This is a genomic window from Dactylosporangium sp. NPDC048998, assembly GCF_043197855.1.
Classification (GTDB): Bacteria; Actinomycetota; Actinomycetes; order Mycobacteriales; family Micromonosporaceae; genus Dactylosporangium.
In genome coordinates this window covers 54,967-74,375 of record NZ_JBICTV010000036.1, presented here as the reverse complement: position 1 = coordinate 74,375, position 19,409 = coordinate 54,967, and the positions used below count along the sequence as shown (strand labels likewise).

General features: G+C 72.6%; 10 protein-coding genes and 1 pseudogene. All 11 read left to right on the top strand.

Annotation, left to right across the window (positions count from 1 at the left end; genetic code table 11):
* Positions 1–2,666 (top strand): SDR family NAD(P)-dependent oxidoreductase (locus ACGFI8_RS41295; protein WP_392813093.1); only part of this gene is annotated, 2,666 nt, incomplete at its 5' end.
* A gap of 84 nt (positions 2,667–2,750) precedes the next feature.
* Positions 2,751–8,042, top strand: a pseudogene (locus tag ACGFI8_RS41290) (type I polyketide synthase); the annotation flags it as partial.
* 25 nt (positions 8,043–8,067) lie between these two features.
* A complete protein-coding gene (locus ACGFI8_RS41285) occupies positions 8,068–11,181 on the top strand; it encodes a beta-ketoacyl synthase N-terminal-like domain-containing protein (RefSeq protein WP_392813091.1) in 3,114 nt (1,037 codons plus the stop codon).
* 48 nt (positions 11,182–11,229) lie between these two features.
* Positions 11,230–12,012: an arylamine N-acetyltransferase gene (locus ACGFI8_RS41280; RefSeq protein ID WP_392813090.1), complete on the top strand. Its 783-nt coding sequence runs from the start codon at positions 11,230–11,232 to the stop codon at positions 12,010–12,012.
* A 3-nt stretch (positions 12,013–12,015) separates the two neighbouring features.
* Entirely contained in the window at positions 12,016–13,593 is a 1,578-nt protein-coding gene (locus ACGFI8_RS41275) for a bifunctional 3-(3-hydroxy-phenyl)propionate/3-hydroxycinnamic acid hydroxylase (RefSeq protein ID WP_392813088.1), read from the top strand.
* Between the two features lie 82 nt (positions 13,594–13,675).
* Positions 13,676–14,860, top strand: a complete 1,185-nt coding sequence (locus ACGFI8_RS41270; protein WP_392813086.1) for a macrolide family glycosyltransferase — start codon at positions 13,676–13,678, stop codon at positions 14,858–14,860.
* A gap of 9 nt (positions 14,861–14,869) precedes the next feature.
* Positions 14,870–15,478 carry a dTDP-4-dehydrorhamnose 3,5-epimerase family protein gene (locus ACGFI8_RS41265; protein ID WP_392813084.1) on the top strand — a complete coding sequence of 203 codons (609 nt, stop codon included), beginning with the start codon at positions 14,870–14,872 and terminating at the stop codon, positions 15,476–15,478.
* Positions 15,475–16,875, top strand: coding sequence for an NDP-hexose 2,3-dehydratase family protein (locus ACGFI8_RS41260; RefSeq protein WP_392813083.1), 1,401 nt, complete (start codon positions 15,475–15,477; stop codon positions 16,873–16,875). The genes ACGFI8_RS41265 and ACGFI8_RS41260 overlap by 4 nt, the downstream gene beginning before the upstream one ends.
* A 13-nt stretch (positions 16,876–16,888) precedes the next feature.
* Entirely contained in the window at positions 16,889–17,887 is a 999-nt protein-coding gene (locus tag ACGFI8_RS41255) for a Gfo/Idh/MocA family protein (RefSeq protein ID WP_392813081.1), read from the top strand.
* Positions 17,887–18,804 carry an ROK family protein gene (locus ACGFI8_RS41250; protein WP_392813080.1) on the top strand — a complete coding sequence of 306 codons (918 nt, stop codon included), beginning with the start codon at positions 17,887–17,889 and terminating at the stop codon, positions 18,802–18,804. The genes ACGFI8_RS41255 and ACGFI8_RS41250 overlap by 1 nt, the downstream gene beginning before the upstream one ends.
* Before the next feature lie 15 nt (positions 18,805–18,819).
* Positions 18,820–19,401, top strand: coding sequence for a hypothetical protein (locus tag ACGFI8_RS41245; RefSeq protein ID WP_392813079.1), 582 nt, complete (start codon positions 18,820–18,822; stop codon positions 19,399–19,401).
* The last annotated feature ends 8 nt before the right edge of the window (positions 19,402–19,409 follow it).

The following is a 19,409-nucleotide window of genomic DNA, read 5'->3' as shown; positions in this document are numbered from 1 at the left end:
CGTTCCAGCATCAGCGGTACTGGCTGGAACCCACCCGTACTGCCGACCTGACCGCTACCGGCCTGACACCCACCGAACACCCACTCCTCAGCGCCATCGTCGAGCTGGCTGACGGCGCGGGCGTGGTCGCCACCGGCAAGCTGTCCGTCGCCGCGCAGCCGTGGCTCGCGCAGCACGCCGTCTCGGGCGTGATACTGCTGCCTGGCACCGCCCTGGTCGACCTAGTCATCGCCGCCGGCGACCACGCCGCCGCAGGCGTGATCGACGAACTCATCATCGAAGCACCCCTGGCGCTGCCCGACACCGGCGCCGTGCTGGTACAGGTGTCGGTCGGCGCGGTAGACGCCACCGGCCGGCGCTCGGTCAGCGTCCACTCGCGACCGGCTGGCAGCGTCGCCGAGTGGACCCGGCACGCCGCCGGCTACCTCGTCGAGCGGGCCGCCCTGCCGGTAGCAGACGGCGCCGCGTGGCCACCGGCCGGCGCCGAACCCGCTGCGCTCGACACCTTCTACGACGACCTCACCGCGTCCGGCTACAAGTACGGCCCGATGTTCCGCGGCCTGCGGGCCGTCTGGACCCGCGGCGACGAGGTCTTCGCCGAGGTGGCCCTGGACCCCGAGCACGAGGCCGTCGCCGCCCGGTTCGCGGTGCATCCGGCGCTGTTCGACGCGGCCCTGCAGGCGAGCAACTTCGGTGCGCTGCCGGCGACGGCCGCCGGCGAGATGTTGCTGCCGTTCTCGTGGAGCGAGGTGGCGGTGTACGCCTCGGGCGCCACAGCGCTGCGAGTGCACACCGCTCCCGCCGCGTCCGGTGGTGTCTCGGTGACGTTGTCCGACCGGCACGGCGCGCCGGTCGGTTCGGTCGGTGCCCTGGTGCTGCGGCCCACTTCCACCGACCGGATAGCCGCGGCGACCCGGCCCGCCGGGCGGGACTCGCTCTACCGCGTCGAGTGGGCCTCCGTGCCGGTGCCGGGCGTCGCGCCGACCGGCGCCGTCACGGTGCTGGACCTCACCGGCGTCCGACCCGGCGATCCGGCCGGCGACCCGCCCGCGCTGGCGCGGGAGCTGACCACGTTGGTCCTGGACCGGCTGCACGAGCACCAGCGAGACACCGGCCGGCTGGTCGTGCTGACCCGTGACGCCGAGACCGATCCCGCCATGGGCGCCGTGTGGGGCCTGGTACGCAGCGCGCAGTCGGAGCATCCGGACCGGTTCGTGCTGGTCGACACCGACGGCGAGGTGCCGCCCAACCTCCTGAACGGCCTGGACGAACCCCAGCTGCGGGTGCGCGCCGGCGAAGTCCGCGCACCGCGGCTGGCTCGGATCGGCCAGGTACCCGTCGAGCCGGCCCGGCCGCTCGACCCCGACGGGACGGTACTCGTCACCGGCGGCACCGGCACCGTGGGTGGCCTGGTCGCCAGGCATCTGGTGGCCGCGCACGGCGTGCGCCGGCTGGTGCTCGCGGGCCGGCGTGGCCTCGCGGCGCCGGGCGCGGCGGAGCTGGCCCGCGAGCTGGTCGAGGCCGGTGCCGAGGTAGTGGTCGCAGCGTGCGACGTCGCCGACCGCGCCGCACTGGCCACGCTGATCGACGACATTCCGGCCCACCGGCCGCTGACCGCGGTCGTGCACGCCGCCGGGGTGCTCGACGACGGCCTGATCGCAGACCTGACGCCGGCGCGCGTCGACACCGTACTGCGACCCAAGGCCGATGCCGCCTGGTACCTGCACGAGCTGACCATGGGCCTCGACCTCGCCGCGTTCGTGCTGTTCTCCTCGGGGGCCGGCGTGTTCGGGGGCGCCGGCCAGGGCAACTACGCGGCGGCCAACGCCTTCCTCGACGCGCTCGCCGCCCACCGGCAAGGGCTCGGACTGCCGGCCGTATCGCTGGCGTGGGGCCTGTGGGCCGAGGCGAGCGGACTCACCGGGCACCTCGACGAGCAGGACCTGCGCCGCATGGGGCGGGACGGCACGCTGCCCCTGTCCACGGCGGACGGCCTGGCGCACCTCGACGCGGCGTTGTGCCTCGGCGACGCCCTGCTGGTACCCACCAGCCTGGACCTGTCCGTGGTGGACCCGCAGGCGCCGCCCGCCGTGTTGCGCGGCCTGGTCCGGGCGGCCCGGCGGGTCGCGACACGTCCGACGGCTGGCAGCGGCTCGCTGGCCGACCGGCTGGCCCCGCTCGCGCCGGCCGTTCGGGACCGGGCGGTGCTCGACCTGGTGCGTGAGCAGGCGGCCATCGTGCTCGGGCACCCGAACTCCGACGCCATCGCGGCCGGGCAGGCGTTCAAGGAGGTCGGATTCGACTCGCTGAGCGCGGTCGAGCTGCGCAACCGGTTGGCCGCCGCCACCGGCCAACGGCTTCCCGCCACGCTCGTGTTCGACTTCCCGACCCCCGCCGCCATCGCCGAGTACCTGCTCGGACTGCTGGACCTCACCGAGGTGGCCCGGCCCGCACCGGCCCTGGCCGAGCTCGACCGACTGGAGGCGGCGTTCGCCGCGGCGTCGATGGACGACGACGTGCGTGCCCAGGTGTCGCGGCGGCTGCGTGCGTTGAGCGCGCGGTGGGCAGACGGCTCCGACGAGGCAGGCCCTCGCGAGGTGGACTTCGACGCGGTGAGCGACGACGAGATCTTCCAGCTTGCCGACAGCGAGCTCGGTCTGTCCTGACGACCGCGTGACCAGAAGCCTGACGACCGCGTGACCAGAAGCCTGACGACCGCGTGACCAGAAGGAAGTGTCATGTCGAACGATGCGAAGCTCCGTGACTACCTTCGGCGCACCCTCGCCGACCTGCAACGCGCCAACCGGCGGCTGCGCGAGCTCGAGTCGGCCGGCCACGAGCCGATCGCGATCGTCGCGATGGGCTGCCGGCTGCCCGGCGGGGTGCGCTCCGCGGACGAGCTGTGGCAGCTGGTGACCGCCGGGGTCGATGGCGTCTCGCCGTTCCCGACCGACCGCGGCTGGTCGCAGAGCCTGTACGACCCGGACGTCGACCGGGCCGGCAAGTCGTACGCCCGTGAAGGCGCGTTCCTCCACGACGTCGCCGGGTTCGACGCCGGATTGTTCGGAATCTCGCCACGCGAGGCGCTCGCGATGGACCCGCAGCAGCGGCTGCTGTTGGAGACCTCGTGGGAGGTGTTCGAGCGCGCCGGTATCGACCCGACCTCGCTGCGCGGTAGCGATGTCGGTGTCTACGTCGGCGTCATGTATCACGACTACGCGGCCGACCTCGACCAGCTGCCCGAGGGTTCCGAAGGGTACTTCGGGATCGGCAACTCCGGCAGCGTCGCCTCGGGGCGGGTCTCCTACACCCTCGGTCTCAACGGACCGGCGATCACGCTCGACACCGCGTGCTCGTCGTCGCTGGTCGCGCTGCACCTGGCGTGTGTCGCGCTGCGGCGGGGCGAGTGCTCGATGGCACTCGCCGGCGGCATCACGGTGATGGCGTCGCCGCAGATGTATGTCGCGTTCTCGCGGCAGGGCGCCCTGGCCCCCGACGGGCGCTGCCGCGCCTTCTCGGCCTCGGCGGCGGGCACCAGCCTCTCCGAGGGCGTCGGGCTGGTCCTGCTGGAGCGGTTGTCGGACGCCCGGCGCAACGGCCACGAGGTGCTCGCCGTCGTCCGCGGGTCGGCCGTCAACCAGGACGGCGCCTCGAACGGCCTGACCGCGCCCAACGGGCTCGCCCAGCAGCGGGTCATCCGCCAGGCGCTGGCCGACGCCCAGCTGGCCGCGACCGAGGTTGACGTCGTCGAGGCGCACGGCACCGGCACGAAGCTCGGCGACCCGATCGAGGCGCAGGCGCTGATCGCCACCTATGGCCAGGACCGGCCGGCGTCGCGGCCGCTGTGGCTGGGCTCGCTGAAGTCCAACATCGGCCACACCCAGGCCGCCGCCGGCATCGCCGGCGTGATGAAGATGGTGCAGGCCATGCGGCACGCCACCATCCCGCGGACGCTGCACATCGACGAGCCGACGCCCACGGTGGACTGGTCGGAGGGCGAGGTGCGCCTCGCCACGGAGCAGCGCGAATGGCCCGCCGACGATCATCCGCGCCGCGCCGGCATCTCGGCGTTCGGGGTGAGCGGCACCAACGCGCACGTCATCGTCGAGGAGGCGCCGCCGGTCGAGGAGCCACCGGTTCGTCCGGCCGAACCCGGGGCGCTCGTCCCGTGGGTGATCTCCGGGCAGAGCGCGGAGGCCCTGCGGGCGCAGGCGGAGCGGCTCGCGGCGTACGTGGCCGATCGGCCTGCACTCGGGGTCGCCGATGTCGGCTTCTCGCTCGCCACCAGTCGCGCGGAGCTGGAGCACCGGGCTGTTCTCGTGGTCGGCGACCGCAGCGAGGCGCTCGCCGGGCTCGCAAAGATAGCGGTCGGCGAGATCGACGGCACTCGCACGAGCGGACGCCTGGCGGTGCTGTTCACCGGTCAGGGCAGCCAACGCCTCGGCATGGGCCGCGAGTTGGCCGCGCGGTTCCGGGTGTTCGCGCGGGCGTTCGACGAAGTCTGCGCCGCGCTCGACCCGCACCTCGACCGGCCGCTGCGCGAGGTGATGTTCACCGATCAGGAGGCGCTCGACCGCACCGGCTACACCCAGCCGGCGCTGTTCGCGCTGGAGGTGGCGCTGTATCGACTGTTCGAGGCGTGGGGCGTGCGGCCGGACTACGTCGCCGGGCACTCGATCGGCGAGCTGGCCGCCGCCCACGTGGCTGGCGTGTTCTCGCTCGCCGACGCCGCCACACTGGTCGCCGCCCGCGGGCGGCTTATGCAGCAACTGCCGGGCGGTGGTGCGATGGTCGCGGTGCAGGCGACCGAGGCGGAGGTTGCACCGCTGTTGACCGCGCGGGCCAGCATCGCCGCCATCAACGGTGTGTCGTCGGTGGTACTGTCCGGCGACGAGGATGCGGTCGAACGGATCGTCGAGCACCTGCGCGGCCTCGGCCGGCGCGCCAAGCGGCTGACGGTCTCGCACGCCTTCCACTCCGCGCGTATCGACGGGATGCTCGCCGCGTTCCGGGCGGTGGCCGAGCAGGTCACCGTCAACGAGCCCATGATCCCGATTGTCTCGACCCTCACGGGCCAGCTGGTGGACGCCGCACGGCTGCGCATGCCCGAGTACTGGGCGGCCCACGCCCGGCACGCCGTGCGCTTCCTCGACGCGGTGCGGGCCCTCGGCGACCTGGGCGTCACCACGTTCGTCGAACTCGGCCCCGGCGGCGTGCTGTCGGCCATGGGTCAGGAGTGCCTGACCGGCGATGTCGTCTTCGTGCCGAGCCTGCGCTACGACGCCTCCGAGGTCGCGACGGCCGTCGCGGCCGCGGGCACTGCGTTCGTCCGCGGTGCGCCGGTGGTCTGGGCGGAGCTCTTCGACGGGACGGGTGGCCGCCGCGTGCCCCTGCCGACGTACGCCTTCCAGCGGCGCCGGTACTGGCTGCAGGTGCGGCCGACGTCCGGCGACCTCGGTGCGGCCGGCATCGACCCGGTCGACCACCCGCTGCTCGGGCTGATGGTCGACCTGCCCGACGGCGGCGGTGTCGTCGCCACCGGCCGGCTGTCGCTGACCGTCCAGCCGTGGCTCGCCGACCACGCCGTGTCGGGCGTGCCGCTGTTGCCCGGCGCCGCGCTCGTCGAGATGGTGGTCCGCGCGGGCGACCGCGTCGGCTGCGGCACGCTGGACGAACTGGTTGTGCAGGCGCCGATCGTGCTGCCCATGCAGGGCGGCCTGCGGCTGCGCATCACGGTGTCCGATGTTGACGAAGCTGGCCGCCGGGCGGTGAGCGTGCACACCCGCGCCGAGGACGCCGAGCCGGACCAGGCGTGGACTCGGCACGCGACCGGCCGGCTGTCGAACGAGCGGCCGGTGTTCGCGCCGTTCCCGCCGACCTGGCCGCCGCCCGGCGCGGTGCCGGTGTCCGTCGGCGACTTCTACGACCGCGTGGCGGAGACCGGGCTGGAGTACGGGCCGGCGTTCCAAGGGCTCGATGCACTGTGGACCCGCGGCGCCGAGGTGTACGCCGAGGTGCTGCTCCCGGCGGAGCTGCGGACCGAAGCGGCCCAGTTCGGCCTGCACCCGGCGCTGCTGGACGCCGCGCTGCACGCACCGCTGGCCGCCGCGCCGGTCAGCGAGGGGGCCCGGCTGCCGTTCGCGTGGAACGGCGTCGTGCTGCCCGCCGCCGGACCGGTCGCCCTGCGGGTGCGGGCGGTACCGGGAGAAGCGGGTCGGGTATCGCTGGACATCGCCGACCAGACGGGCACACCGGTGGCGTCGATCGGGTCGCTGGTGTCGCGTCCGGTCGCGGCCGACCAGCTCGACGGCGCCGGCATCGACGACGCGCTGCTGCATGTGGCGTGGAGCGAGGTGCCGTGGCCCACGCCGGACGCCCCGCGTTCCATGCAGGTGCTGGACCTGACCGACGTGGCCGGCGACGGTGGGCCTGAGCAGGCCCGTGATCTGGTCGCTCGCGTCCAGGCCCGACTGTTGGACCATCGTGACAGCACGGCCGAACTGGTGGTGGTCATCAACCCGGTTGCGGGCGGCCCCGCCGTGGCCGCGGTCGGTGGCCTGGTCCGCGCGGCGCAGGCGGAGGATCCGGGCCGGATCGTGCTGGTCGACACCGACGCCGGGCTGACGTCGGACCGACTGGCCGCCGCTGTCGCACTCGGCGAGCCGTGTCTGTCGGTGCGCGCCGGCGCCCTCCGCGTGCCCCGGCTGGCGCGCGTCACCCCGCGCACCGGCGACGGCGTCGCCTGGGATCGCCCAGGCACGGTACTCATCACCGGCGGTACCGGCGCGCTCGGCTCGGTGGTCGCCCGGCACGCGGTCGGACGCGGCGCGCGCCGGCTGCTGCTGGCCGGGCGGCGCGGCATGGCCGCCGAGGGCGCCGCGGAGCTGGTCGCCGAGCTGGCCGAGCGGGGCGCCGAGGTGCACGTCGAGGCGTGTGACGTGGCCGACCGTGAGGCGCTCGAGCGGCTGCTGACCACCGTGCCCGCGGAGCACCCGTTGACCGTTGTGGTGCACACCGCCGGCGTCCTCGACGACGGCGTGCTCGACGCGCTCAGCCCGCAGCGGTTCGACACCGTGTTCCGGCCCAAGGTGGACGCGGCATGGCACCTGCACGAGCTGACCGCGAAGGTCGACCTGTCGGCGTTCGTGCTGTTCTCGTCGCTCGCCGGCGTGCTCGGCGGCGCTGGGCAGGGCAATTACGCGGCCGCCAACAGCTTTCTGGATGAGCTGGCCCGCCGCCGGCGTGAGGCGGGCCTGCCCGCGGTCTCGCTGGCGTGGGGCCTGTGGGCGACGGACGGCGGCATGGCCGGTGCCCTCGGCGACGTCGACCGGGGACGGGTGACCCGTGGCGGACTGCGGGGCCTGACCGCCGAGCAGGGCATGGCGCTGCTGGAGGCCGCCGTGCGGGCCGACGAGCCGCTGCTGGTGCCGGCGAAGTTCCATCCGACGGGGACGGGCGAGGTACCGCACCTGTTGCGCGACATCGTGCGCCCCGGGCGCCGCCCGGACACGGCGCCCACCGGCTCACTGGTCGAGCGGCTGCGGGGGATGGCACCGGAGGAACGCGAGCGTGCACTGCTGGACTTCGTGCGGGCCAACGCGGTGACGGTGCTCGGCCACGCCGACAGCGACGCGATCAAGCCCGACCAGGCGTTCCGTGACGTCGGGTTCGACTCGCTGACCGCCGTCGAGCTGCGCAACCGGCTCGCCGCCGCGACCGGCGCGCGACTGACCGCCACGCTTGTCTTCGACCACCCCACGCCGCTTGCCGTCGCCAGACACCTGGGCGCCGAACTGGTACCCGACCAGCCCGAGCCGGGCGATGACGCCTACGAGGAGCAACTACGCCGCGTGCTCGCCGGCGTGCCGCTGCGTCGGTTCCGCGACCTGGGCGTGCTCGACGCGCTCCTGCGGCTGGCCGACATGCCCGACGCGCCGGAAGCGGCCGACGCGGAGCGGCACAACCCCGCGGCCGACATCGCGGCCATGGACGTGGACAGCCTCGTGGCGAGGGCGCTGGGCGGCGCCGCCGCCGGCCGGTGAACCCGGTGCGGACGAAGGAGGAGACATGACCACCAACGATGAAAAACTGGTCGAGGCGCTGCGGGCCTCGCTGATCGAGAACGAGCAACTGCGGCAGGAGATCGAGCGGCTGGACGCCGCGTCGACCGAGCCGATCGCGATCGTCGGGATGGCCTGCCGCTACCCCGGTGGCGTCCGCTCACCCGAGGAGCTGTGGAAGCTGGCGGCCGAGGGCGGCGACGGCGTGTCCGGGTTCCCGACCGATCGCGGCTGGGACATCGAGGAGCTGTTCGACCCGCGGTTCGACCGGCCGGGCAAGTCATACGTGCGGGAGGGCGGTTTCCTGCACGACGCGGGCCAGTTCGACGCCGCGTTCTTCGGCATCTCGCCCCGCGAGGCGCTCGCGATGGACCCGCACCAGCGGCTGTTGCTGGAGACGTCGTGGGAGGCGTTCGAGCGGGCCGGGATCGACCCGACCGCCATGCGCGGCAAGGAGGTCGGCGTGTTCGCCGGCGCCCTGTACCACGACTACACGACAAACGTCACCTGGCTGCCCGAGGGCGTCGACGTCTTTCTCGGCACCGGCAACGCCGGCAGTGTCGTCTCGGGCCGGGTCGCCTACACGTTCGGCTTCGAAGGCCCGGCGGTCACGCTCGACACGGCATGCTCGTCGTCGCTGGTGGCCATCCACCTCGCCGCGCAGGCGCTGCGCCACAACGAGTGCGCGCTGGCGCTGGCCGGCGGCGTGTCGGTGATGGCCACACCGGTCGCGTACGTCGAGTTCTCCCGGCAGCGGGTGCTCGCGCCTGACAGCCGGATCAAGGCGTTCGCCGCGGCGGCCGACGGCACCGGCTGGGCCGAGGGGGTGGGCCTGTTGCTGCTGGAGAAGCTGTCGGACGCGCGGCGCAACAAGCATCCGGTGCTCGCGCTGGTGCGGGGCAGCGCGGTCAACCAGGACGGCGCGTCCAACGGGCTGAGTGCCCCCAACGGACCCGCGCAGGAGCGGGTCATCCGCCGGGCCCTCGCCAACGCCCGCCTGTCCAACCTGGACGTGGATGTGGTCGAGGCACACGGCACCGGCACGCCGCTCGGCGACCCGATCGAGGCCCAGGCACTCCTCGCTACCTATGGCCAGGGTCGGCCGCCCCGCAGCCCGCTGCTGTTCGGGTCGATGAAGTCGAACATCGGGCACACCCAGGCGGCTGCCGGCGTGGCCGGCGTCATCAAGATGGTGCTGTCGATGCGCAACGGCGTGCTGCCCGGCTCGCTGCACGTCGACGCTCCGACCCCGAAGGTGGACTGGAGCAGCGGCGGCATCGAGCTGGTGACCCACAGCCGCGACTGGCCCGAGGTGCGTCGGCCGCGGCGGGCGGCAGTGTCGTCGTTCGGGCTCAGCGGCACCAACGCCCACGTGGTGCTTGAGTACGTGCCCGAGCAGACGCCCGAGCTGGCGACCGAGCGGCCGGAGCCGACCCTGGTGCCGCTGGCCCTGTCCGCCAAGAGTCCGGACGCGTTGCGCGGCCAGGCCGGGCGACTACGGGCCTACCTTGTCGACCATCCGGGCGTCAAGCTGGTCGACGTCGCGCACTCGCTGGTGACCACCCGTGCCACGTTCGACCGGCGCGCCATCGTGGTGGCCGCCGACCGTGACGAGGCGGTAGCCGATCTGGACGCGTTCGCGCAGGGCGAGTCGACGGATGTGCTCGCGGGGCGCGTATCCCACGGCAAGGTGGCGGTGATGTTCACCGGCCAGGGCAGCCAGCGGGCCGGCATGGGCCGCGAGTTGCACGCCGCGTTCCCGGTGTTCCAGGCTGCCTTCGACGCCGCGTGTGTCGAGCTCGATCGGCAGCTGGCCGGCCATGTGCCGCACCCGGTGGCCGACGTGGTCCTCGCCGAAGCCGGCACCGAGCTGGCGGCGTTGCTCGACCAGACGGTGTATACGCAGGCGGGCCTGTTCGCGATCGAGGTGTCGCTGTACCGGTTGATGGAATCGTGGGGCGTGGTGGCGGACTTCGTCACCGGCCACTCCATCGGCGAGCTCGCCGCCGCGCACGTGTCGGGCGTGCTGACCCTGGCTGATGCCGCCGCCGTGGTGGCCGCGCGCGGCCGGCTCATGCAGGGCCTGCCCACCGAGGGCGGCGCGATGATCGCGGTACAGGCGACCGAGGCGGAGGTTGCACCGCTGCTCACCGAGCGGGTCAGCATCGCCGGCATCAACGGCCCGACCGCCGTGGTGGTCTCGGGCGACGAGGCCGACGCCGTGCGCGTCGCCGAGCACTTCCGGGCGCTGGGCCGCAAGATCAAGCGGCTGGCCGTCTCGCACGCCGGCCACTCGCCCCGCATGGAGGGCATCCTCGGCGAGTTCGGCGCCGCGGTCGCCATGCGGGAGTTCCGAGCGCCGACCATACCGCTCGTGTCCACCCTGACCGGTGCGCTCGCCGACGGCGCAACGCTCGGCACGGCGCGGCACTGGACCGAGCACGTGCGCCGGCCGGTGCGCTTCCTCGACGCGATCCGGGTGCTCGTCGCACAGGGCGTGACGACGTTTCTGGAACTGGGCCCGGGCGGCGTGCTCACCGCCATGGGCCCGCACTGCCTGCCTGACGGCACTGCCGACGCGGTGTTCGTGCCGGCGCTGCGCGACGAGTACGGCGAGTCGCGCGCGGTCGTGCGGGCCCTGGCCCAACTGCACACCCGCGGCGTGCGGGTGGACTGGTCCGCGTTCCACGCGGGTCACGGGCGGCGGGTCGAACTGCCGACGTACGCCTTCGAGCACAAGTGGTACTGGCTGGATTCCCGAGGCTCAACGATGGAGGTCAAGCAAACGATGTCGACCGACGACGAGACGCCGGCGGACACGCTGGCGCGCCGCATCGACGGGCTCCCGGAGGAGAAGCAGAACGCGCTGCTGATCGAGCTGGTGATCAACGAGTCGCTGATCGCCCTGGGGGACGCCGTCACCGAGCCGATCGAGCCGGGCACCCCGTTCTTCGAGGTCGGGTTCAACTCCTTGACCGCCGTCGAGCTGCGCAACCGCCTCGCTGAGGCGAGCGGACTGCAGCTCACGCCGATGTTGGTGTTCGACCACCCCACGCCCGAGATGATCGCCGAACACATGCGCCAGCAGCTGGTAGCGCTGCTCGGTGCGCAGACCGGGTGACGGCGTCGCCCTCCCGTTGACCCCTGAGATGTGAAGGACCGGTGCGACGTGACGTTCGCTGTTGAAACGTACCTGAAGGCGATCGGCTACACCGGCTCGACCGAGCCGACCCTGGAAACCCTGCGCGGGGTGCTGAGACGGCACCTCATCGCGGTCCCGTTCGACAACTCCAGCATCGCCGACGAAGACCGGGGCATGGCGCTGTGGGACAACGTCGACATCGACGGTGACCAGATCTTCGACGAGATCGTCGTCGGAGGACGCGGTGGCGTCTGCTACGAGCTCAACGGCCTCTACCGGCTGCTGATGCGCGGCATGGGCTTCGACTACCAGATCCTGGCCGGCTCGGTGCGGCAGGTGAACGGCGGCTTCGGGCCCGAGCTCGAGCACATCTTCGGCTGCGTGCGCCTGGACGGCGAGGTGTGGCTCACCGACGTCGGCCTCGGCGGCCCCACGTACCCGGAGCCGCTGCGCGTCTGCGAGGACGTGCAGGAGATGTACGGCATTCAGTACCAGATGCACCAGAGCGACGGGTACTGGGTGGTACGGCGCAAGCCGAAGACCAGCGACTGGCAGAACATCTACCGATTCAGGCTGCAGTTCCGTGACATCAAGGAGTGGAACAAGCCGGCGCTGGAGCTGGTGGAGTTCCCGCCCGAGCTGATCGCCGTCGGCACCTACATCCGCAGCCGGGCGACCGAAGACGGTCACCTGGTGCTGGTCGGGCGCCGGCTGCTGACGGTCGAGGACGGTGTCGAGCGGGTCCGTGTGCTGGTCGCCCAGCAGGAGCTCGACGCGACCCTGGCCGACATCCTGCACCAGGCGCGGTGAGCGGTGGACGGCGACCGTGACGTGCTGATTGTCGGCTACGGACCGGTCGGTCAGCTGCTGGCGATCCTGCTGGCCCAGCGTGGCTGGGCGGTGACCGCGGTGGAGCGGTGGCCGCGGCCGTTCCCGATGCCACGCGCCGTGTCGTACGACGGGGAGTCGGCGCGGATTGTCGCGCTGACCGGCATCGCGCCGGCTATCGGGGCGATCTGCGAGCCGTCGCGCGACTACGTGTGGCGCAATGCGGCCGGCGACACGCTGCTGCGGATCGACGTGGCGGACCCCGGACAGTACGGCTGGCCCGACTCCACGTCGATGTACCAGCCGGGTCTGGAGGCGGCCCTGGCGGAGCGCGGCGCGGCGCTGCCGTCGCTGACCGTATTGCGGGGGCACCGCGCGACCGACCTGGTCGACCGGGGCGACGGCGTCGACGTGACGGTGGAGGATCAGCACGGCGTCCCACGCGTGCTGACGGCGCGCTGGGTGGTGGGCTGCGACGGCGCGAACAGTTTCGTGCGTGAGCGGGCCGGCATCGGCGTCACCGATCTGGGCTTCTCCAACGACTGGCTGACCTGTGACGTGGTGGTCGGCGACGGGCGCACCTTCACGCCGAACAATCTGCAGATCTGCGACCCGGTTCGGCCGGCCACCGTGGTGTCGGCCGGGCCCGGTCATCGGCGTTGGGAGTTCATGCGGGTACCGGGGGAAGAACTCGGGCAACTGGACAGCGCGGCCGCGGCGTGGCGGCTGCTGGCGCCGTTCGACGTCACCCCCGCCAACTCGGAGCTGGAGCGACACGCGGTCTACACGTTCCAGGCTCGCTACGCCGATCGGTGGCGGGTCGGCCGGGTGCTGCTCGCCGGCGACGCGGCGCACCTCATGCCGCCGTTCGCGGGCCAGGGCATGTGTTCGGGGTTTCGCGACGCGGCGAACCTCGCGTGGAAGCTGGACCTGGTGCTCGCCGGCACGGCCGAGGACAGCCTGCTCGACACGTACACCGACGAGCGGCGGGCGCACGTGCAGCACGCCATCGCCATGTCGGTGAACCTCGGCAAGGTGATCTGTCAGGCCGACCCGAAGGCGGCCGCCGACCGTGACACGGTCATGCTGGCCCGCCGGCGCAACCCGACGGCGGTCCAACAGCCGGCGATGTACCAGCCGCTGACGGCCGGTGCGCTCGTCAGCGGCGCGGCGGCTCCCGTGGGCAGCCTGTGCCCGCAGGGCCGGGTGCACCGGGACGGCGTGACCGGGCTGTTCGACGACGTGGTGGGCACCGGGTTCGTGTGCCTCGCCACGGCGCCGCCGCGCGACCTGCTTGACGACGCGGCATTGGCGGTGCTGGCGGACTACGGCACCCACCTCGTGCATCTGGTGGCGCCGGGCGAGCCCGCGCGGCCGGGTGCGGTGGTCGATGTCGACGGCGTGTACCGGGCGTACCTCGCGACCGCCGGCTCGGCGGCAATCGTGGTACGACCCGACTTCTACGCGATCGCCGGCGGCCGCGACGGCGCGGACGTCAGTGCGGACGTGCTCGACCTGCGCCGCCGGCTGGCGCACGGCGAGGCCGCGGTCCCGACGGCGTGACTTTGAAGGGGGACATAGGGGTAGGCCCCGAATTCCCCCGCCGATAGCCTTCTGAACGTTGACATCGAAGAATGGATCAAACATGGGAATTCGCATCCTGATTGCCACCATTCCGGCTCGCGGCCATGTTTTCCCCACGCTGGCGGTGGCCGAGGAACTGGTACGACGAGGCAATGACGTCATCTATGTGACGACCGAGGAATTCGCGCCGACAATCGCAGCCACGGGCGCTTTCACGTTGCTGTACTCGTCGGTCGACCCGGTGTCGACGGTGCAGACCGACGACGCGCCGATGGCGTTCTTCGAGGAGAACCGCCGGGTGCTGCGGACGGTCGAGGAGCATTTCGCCGCCGGGCCCGCCGACGTGGTGCTCTACGACAGCCCGATGACCCTGGCCGGTCGCATCCTGGCGAAATCATGGGGCCGGCCCGGCATCGAGCTGACCCCGGTGTTCGCCTCCAACGAGCACTACAACTTCATGGAGCAGGCGCTGGCCGCGTCGGGACTGCAGCACGATGAGGCCGCTGTCGCGCCGTACGAGGAGTACGCGCGCCGGGCCGCTGAGCTGCTCGGCGAGTACGGCATCGACACGCCGCCGCACGAGTCGCCGGCGGGCGTCGACGAGCTGAACGTGGTGTACGTGCCGCGCGCGTTCCAGCCTCAGGGCGACACGTTCGGCGACGGCTACGCGTTCGTCGGGCCGTGCGTGGGCGAACGTGCGTTTCTGGGCGAGTGGCAGCCGCCGGCCAGCGGGCTGCCGGTGGTGCTGGCGTCACTGGGCACCACGTACAACGACAATCCGGAGTTCTTCCGGACCTGCGCGCGGGCGTTCGAGGGCCGGCCGTGGCATCTGGTCATCTCGGTCGGCCAGCGGGTGGACCCGGCGTCGCTCGGGCCGCTGCCCGACAACGTCGAGGTGCGCCAGTGGCTGCCGCACGTGACCGTGCTGCGCCACGCCAAGGTGTTCCTCACCCACGGCGGCATGGGCAGCGTGCTCGAGTCGCTGACCGAGGGCTGTCCGCTGGTGCTCGTGCCGGCGTGGCCGGACGTGCAGGTCATCGCCGACCGGGCGGTCGAGCTGAACCTGGGCCGGATGCTGCCGCCCGGGGAACTGACCGCGGAACGGCTGCGCGACATGGCACTGGCCGTCGCGGGTGACGAGACCATCGCCGCAGGGGTGGCCGCGATGCGGGAGCAGATCCGGCTGTCCGGCGGCGCGTCGCGGGCGGCCGATGAGGTCGAGGCGCACGCGAAGCGCGCGGGCTGAGGGGCCACTGTGGAGATCTCGACGACCAAGGTTCTGGATGCGTACCGGATCGAACCGAAACGCATCGACGACCACCGGGGCAGCTTCTACGAGGCATGGCGCCAGGAGGCGCTGGCCGAGGCGCTCGGCCGGCCGTTCGAGGTTCGGCAGGGCAACTTCGCCGTCTCGCGGCGCGATACGCTGCGCGGCTTCCATTTCACCGTGTCACCGCCTGGGCAGGCCAAGCTGGTTACCTGCGTGCGGGGTGCGCTCACCACCGCGGTGGTCGACCTGCGCGTCGGCTCGCCCACGTTCGGCGAGTTCGAAATGGTCGACCAGGACGAGGACTCGGCCGTCGGCGTCTTCGCCGCGGAGGGGCTCGGGGTCGCGTTCATCGCCCGCACCGACGGCGCCCGGATGGCTTACCTGTGCTCCACCGAGTTCGTCGCACAGACCATGCTCGGCGTGCGGGCGCTGGACCCGGACCTGGGCATCCCGTGGGGCTGCACCGAGCCGCTGATGTCCGAGAAGGACGCGGGCGCGCCGACGGTTGCCGAGTGCGTCGCAGCAGGCGTGTTGCCGCGCTACGAGACCTGTCAGGCCCTCTACGCGGGCCTGCAAAGAGGAGAACGGCCATGACCGACGTGGCGCACGACGAGCGCACCACCGATGGCGCGCTCATGTCCACCGCGGACTTCTTCGCGTGGTTCGCCGAACGGGCCAAGGCGAACCGGCAGGACGTGGCGCGAATCCCGCTGGCCGACCTGACCGGTTGGCACTTCCAGCCGGACACCGGCAACCTGGTGCACGACAGCGGCCGGTTCTTCTCCGTCGACGGGCTGCGCGTGCACACCGACCACGGCAGCGACCGGCGCTGGTGCCAGCCCATCATCGTGCAGCCCGAGGTGGGGTTGCTGGCGATCCTGGTCAAGGAGTTCGGCGGCGTGCCGCATTACCTGATGCAGGCCAAGGTCGAGCCGGGCAATGTCAACGGACTGCAGCTCTCGCCGACGGTCCAGGCGACCCGCAGTAACTACACGCGGGTGCACGGCGGCAGCCGCATCAAATACCTGGAGCACTTCGTCGAACCGCGGCGTGGCCGGGTGCTGGTCGACGTGCTGCAGTCCGAACAGGGCGCCTGGTTCCTGCACAAACGCAACCGCAACATGATCGTCGAGGTCACCGAGGACGTGCCGGTCGACGACGACTTCTGCTGGCTGACGCTGGGCCAGATCAGGGAGCTGCTGCGGCTGGACCATACCGTGAACATGGACGCACGCACCGTGCTGTCATGCATTCCACCGAGCTTGTGGCGGCCCGACACGGACGGCGTGCGGCTGACCGCCGACGGCACGTTCACCCAGGCGGTACGCCGCTCGCTCGCCACTGATGACGCCCTGCACTCGACCCGCGAGGTGCTGAGCTGGCTGACCGAGGTACGGGCCCGCACCGAGCTGGTGCAGCAGCGGGTGCCGCTGCACGAGATCGACTCGGACGGCTGGCGCCGCACGCCTGAGCGGATCTTCCGCGACGACGGGCGGTTCTTCGAGGTGATCGGCGTAGACGTGCGGGCCACCATGCGCGAGGTCGTCTCCTGGCAGCAGCCGCTGGTCGCACCGGTCGGGCCGGGGCTGCTGGCGCTGCTGGCGAAGCGGATCGACGGCGTGCTGCACGCGCTGGTGCAGGCGCGTATCGATGCCGGTGCGCTGAACGTGGCCGAGCTGGCACCGACCGTCCACTGCCGACCGGGCAACTACGCCAACCACGCTGAGGACCAACGGCCACCGTTCCTGGCCTATGTCGAGGCGGTCGGGCCCGAGCGGATTCGGTACGAGGCGCAGCACTCGGAGGAGGGCGGCCGCTTCTACCACGCGCAGAACCGCTACCTGGTGGTCGAGGTCGGCGACGACTTCCCGATCGAGGCCCCGCCCGGGTACCGCTGGCTGAGCCTGCACCAGTTGTGCGACCTGCTGCTGCACAGTAACTACCTGAACGTTGAGCTGCGCACGCTGATGGCCTGCATCCAGGCGCTGTGAGACGGAGCTGACGATGTCCGTGACACGCATTCTCGCCCCCGTCCGTTTCGGCGTGCTCGGCTGCGCCGACATTGCCAGGCGCCGGATGCTACCGGCGCTGCTCGCCGACCCGGAGGTTCGGCTGGTCGCGGTGGCGAGCCGCGACGCCGCGAAGGCGCGCACGTTCACCGACCGCTTCGGTGGCGAGCCGGTCGGCGGCTACGACGCGCTGCTGGAGCGCACCGACGTCGACGCCGTCTACCTCCCGCTGCCGGCCGTGCTGCACGCCGAGTGGATCCGGCGGGCGCTGCTCGCGGGCAAGCACGTGCTGGCCGAAAAGCCGCTGACCACCGACCATGCATCGGCCGCCGCGCTGGTCGAGCTGGCCCGAGAGCGCGGCCTGCTGCTGTTCGAGAACGCCATGTTCCTGCGGCATTCGCAGCACGAAGCGGTGCGCGGCATGGTAGCCGGTGGGGCCATCGGCGAACTGCGGCAGTTCGCGAGCGCGTTCACGATTCCGCCGAAGCCGCCGACCGATATCCGGTACCAGGCCGACGTCGGCGGCGGCGCGCTGCTCGACGTCGGGTTCTACCCGATCCGGGCCGCGGCGCACTTCCTCGGGCCCGACCTGGCGGTCACCGGCGCCGTGCTGCGCGTCGATCCGATGCACCGCGTCGTGGTGTCCGGATCGATCCTGTTGCACACGCCCGACGGCGTGGCCGCTCACCTGACCTTCGGCATGGAGCACAGCTACCGGGCGAGCTATGAGCTCACAGGCAGCACCGGGCGGCTGTCACTGGACCGCGTGTTCACGCCGCCCGCCGATTTCCAGCCGGTGGTCCACGTCGAGCGCCAGGATCACCGCGAGGAGCTGGTCCTGCCGGCCGACGACCAGTTCGCCAACGTGGTGCGGCTGTTCGCCGGTGCGCTGACGGCGGGCACCGGCCTCGATGCGCACGCCGCCGACTCGCTGTGCCAGGCGCAGCTCATGGACGCCGTGCTCGCCCGGGCGGACCTGGTCAAGGCCGAGTAATGGCGGCCTACCTGGGCGTGGACGTCGGCGGAACGAAGACGGCCCTGCGACTGGAGGCCGACGGTCACGCCGCTGTGGAGAGCGTCGTGCGGTGGCCTGTCGGCGGCGGGGTCCGTCACGACCTGGGCGTGCTCGCCCGCGCGGTGCGCGAGGTGTGCGCCGGGCGGCCGGTGCTCACCGCGGTCGGCGTCGCGATGCCGGCGACCGTCGACGGCGCGGGCCGTGTGGTGGGGTGGCCCGGCCGCCCGTCGTGGACCGGCCTGGATCTGGGTGCCTATCTTCGGGAACTGTTCCCGACGGCCCGGGTGTCCTGGGCCGACGACGGCGACCTCGCGGCCGTCGCCGAGGCGGCGGTGGCGGGCCGGCGCGACGTCGTGTACGTCGGCGTCGGCACCGGCGTGGGCGGTGGCATCGTGCTCGACGGCCGGCCGTTGCCGGGCCCCGGCCGGGGCTCCTGCGAGCTCGGCCACATGGTGGTCGACCGCGCCGGTCCGGCCTGCGACTGCGGGCGCCGCGGCTGCGTCCAGGCGGTCGCATCCGGTCCGGCCACACTGCGACGGGCGGCCCGCGGGCGCGGCGTCGGTGAGGTCTCGGCCGCCGAGCTGCGCCAGGCCTGGCTCGACGGTGCGCAGTGGGCGAGGGCGGCTGTGCGCGACAGCGCCGACGCGGTGGCCCTGGCCGTGGTGGGTGTGGCGGAGCTGCTCGGGCCCGACGTGGCTGTGGTCGGCGGCGGGTTCGCCGTCGGGCTGCCCGGCTACGCGGCTGTGGTGGCCGAGCACATCCGTGCCTCGGCCCGGCCCGGCCGTCCCGGTCCGGCGGTCCGGGAGGCGGTGCTGGGCCCGCTGTCCTCCCTGTCCGGCGCGGTGCTGCTGGCCCGCGACCAGTTGGCCGAGGCGCAGCCCGCGGACTCGGACTGACCTGAGGAGAGCACCATGCGCAGAGCCCCCACCCGCGCCGCGAGCCGGTCGGTGCGGCCGATGTACCGCGCCGTCGTCGCGGTCGCCGTGTTCGTCGCGGTCGCCGGCACCGGCGTCGGGTTCTGGCTGCGTGGCGAGGGCGCGGCGCCGGTCGCCAGCGCGACGCTGGGCGGGCTGACCGCCACCATCGGGCACGCGTCGTGGGTGGTCATGCAGAACCACGAGATGGACGGCCAGGACGGCTACCAGATGCCGGCGCAGATGATGCCGGGCGCGCCCGAGGGCGACGACATGCGGCTGGGCGTCAAGCTGTCGCTGACCAACCCCGGTGCCGGGGCGCGGCTGTTCGACCTCGGCACCGAGTTCACCCTGGGCGGCGGGCGCACCGACGGGCATCTCGCGCCGCAGGCCGACACGTTCGGCGGCCTGCCCCGGCTCACGGCGCACAGCCAGGTCGACGGCGTCCTCTACTTCGACACGCCGATGCCCAGCCAGGCCGACCCGCCGCTCTTCCTGAACTGGCGCCGTGACGGCGGCCAGCACCGGCTGCTGGTGGATCTGCGGGGCACCGCCCCCGACCACCACAGCCACGGATAGCCCCACTC